2 protein-coding genes are annotated in these 2,333 nt (G+C 41.8%); one reads left to right on the plus strand and one right to left on the minus strand.

The window, feature by feature from the left end; genetic code table 11:
- Positions 1 to 227: 227 nt before the first annotated feature.
- Entirely contained in the window at positions 228 to 830 is a 603-nt protein-coding gene (gene tetR, locus R7Z49_RS23175) for a tetracycline resistance transcriptional repressor TetR (protein WP_000113092.1), read from the minus strand.
- An 80-nt stretch (positions 831 to 910) separates the two neighbouring features.
- On the opposite strand from tetR, the gene tet(59) reads away from it, so the two are divergent.
- Complete coding sequence (gene tet(59) / locus R7Z49_RS23180; protein ID WP_001031679.1) at positions 911 to 2,113, plus strand: tetracycline efflux MFS transporter Tet(59); 1,203 nt, start codon at positions 911 to 913, stop codon at positions 2,111 to 2,113.
- Positions 2,114 to 2,333: the final 220 nt, after the last annotated feature.

Raw genomic sequence — 2,333 nt, forward strand, 5'->3', positions numbered from 1 at the left:
GACCAGTATCCCGATCCCGGCTGGCCGTCCTGGCCGCCACATGAGGCATGTTCCGCGTCCTTGCAATACTGTGTTTAGCAAAAATGCAAGCCGATGAACAACTCGCGATGGCAACAGCTAAAAAATTGGTAGAACAAAAACGCCAAATTGAAAAACAATGTTCTAAATAAATCCACCACTCGCACAAATCCCCCCTATTGTGCGAGCCTAAAAACACAGACACCTTATCACTGCTTTTCGAAACCATTAATCAATGCTTCTAAACCAAATAAAAAAGCCTCTGTGCCATCATCTTGATCCATAATTTGCAAAGCATCTTTTAATAGTCGAGGCATCGTATCATCTGCTATTTGTTGCCTATCATTAAGTGCTGCGATATGTTCTTGCTGCTCTAACACAGAACCTAACGTAAAATGACCAACCGCGCTTATTGCATATAACCCACATTTTAATGAAAAACCATTGTCCACCATAAACTGCAACTGCATTTCTACGGTGTCATATTGGTCTGAACTCGGGCGAGTCCCTAAATGCACTTTTGCGCCATCACGGTAACTTAATAATGCATCACGAAAGCTCAATGCATTATTACGTAAAAATTGTTGCCACGTTTCCCCAACTGCGGGTAATGAATGACGATGATTACGCTTTAGCATTTCAACAGATAATGCATCCAACAATGTGCGCTTGTTCTTCACATGCCAATATAGTGTAGGCTGCTCTACGCCCAGTTTTTGAGCTAGTTTTCGCGTTGTCAGCCCTTCCATTCCCACTTCATTTAGCAACTCTAATGCCACTGTGATGATGGTTTCTTTATCTAATCGCGCCATACTGCCCTCTCTTTTTTTCTATTGACACTCTATCACTGATAGGGATATATTCCAACTCTATCAATGATAGAGAAAAAACGATGAATAAATTTGCGATCACCGCTTTAACGATCACCGCCCTAGATGCTATGGGGATCGGCTTGATCATGCCTGTATTGCCTACATTGTTACGTGAATACGTGTCGGCTGAAAATTTAGCAAATCATTACGGTATCCTGCTGGCACTGTATGCCATCATGCAGGTTTTTTTTGCTCCTCTACTTGGCAAATGGTCTGATAAATTCGGGCGCCGACCAATATTACTACTATCTCTTGCAGGCGCTGCTGTGGATTACACTTTGCTTGCATTATCTAGCTCACTTTGGATGCTATACGTTGGGCGATTAATTTCTGGAGTTACTGGCGCAACAGGTGCGGTCGCCGCTTCTGTTATTGCTGACAATACTGCTTCACAAGAGCGTACTAAGTGGTTTGGACGCTTAGGGGCGGCTTTTGGTGTCGGGTTAATCTCTGGCCCTGCAATTGGCGGCTTTACAGGGCAATTCTCAGCTCATCTTCCTTTTATTATTGCTGCCATTTTAAATGCGCTCTCTTTTTTAGTTATTATGTTGATATTTAAAGATAATAAAATCAAAAATACTGAAAAAAACACCACAGAAACAGCAGAAAATTCGCGACCTTTCCTGCAAGTGATCAAGCCAGTCATACTATTGTTATTTATCTTTTTTATGACTCAAATGATAGGGCAAATTCCAGCAACGACATGGGTGTTATTTACGGAACATCGTTTTCAATGGGGCAGTATGGAGATCGGCCTATCTTTAGCGGGGTTAGGCATCATGCATGCCTTGTTCCAAGCATTTGTAGCGGGCGCAATCGCCAAGAAATTCAATGAAAAAGTGACGATTATTGTGGGCTTTGTTGTTGATGGAGCAGCATTCATTATTTTGTCATTATTGACAAAGGGTTGGATGATTTACCCTACATTAATCTTACTCGCCGGCGGCAGTATTGCGCTACCAGCCTTACAGGGGTTAATGTCAGCTCAAGTCAATCAAACTAACCAAGGTAAGCTACAAGGCGTTCTAGTCAGCTTAACCAATACGACGGGGGTGATCGGCCCATTATTATTTAGCTTTATTTTTGGTCAAACACTGGCAAGTTGGGATGGCTGGATATGGATGATTGGTGCGATAATGTATGTTTTATTGATTGTATTTATTTTATCTTTTTATAGAAGCACCAAAAAGATAGTTAAAATAGCGAAGCTACCAGCGAGCTAAGTTTTAGCATATCAATATTAAGTGCTATGATACCCCTATCAGATTTGCTTTTAGCACAAGATATTAAGAGACAAACCCTATGACATTACCCCCTAAAAAACCAAGAACAAAACCTGCGGAAGAAAGGCTAGATGACCTAATGAACGTATAGGAAGAATAAACGCCCTTTTCACCCAAGTCCAACAGCTTTGGACCGCAGTTGACTCTTTCGACACCCCTG

Origin of the sequence: Vibrio sp. 1562, from assembly GCF_033340155.1 — a bacterium.
Lineage (GTDB): Bacteria > Pseudomonadota > Gammaproteobacteria > Enterobacterales > Vibrionaceae > Vibrio > Vibrio alginolyticus.

What these genes read in the sequence shown, in the direction of transcription:
- tetR (WP_000113092.1), bottom strand. Translation starts at nt 830, where the DNA reads ATGGCGCGATTAGATAAAGAAACCATCATCACAGTGGCATTAGAGTTG.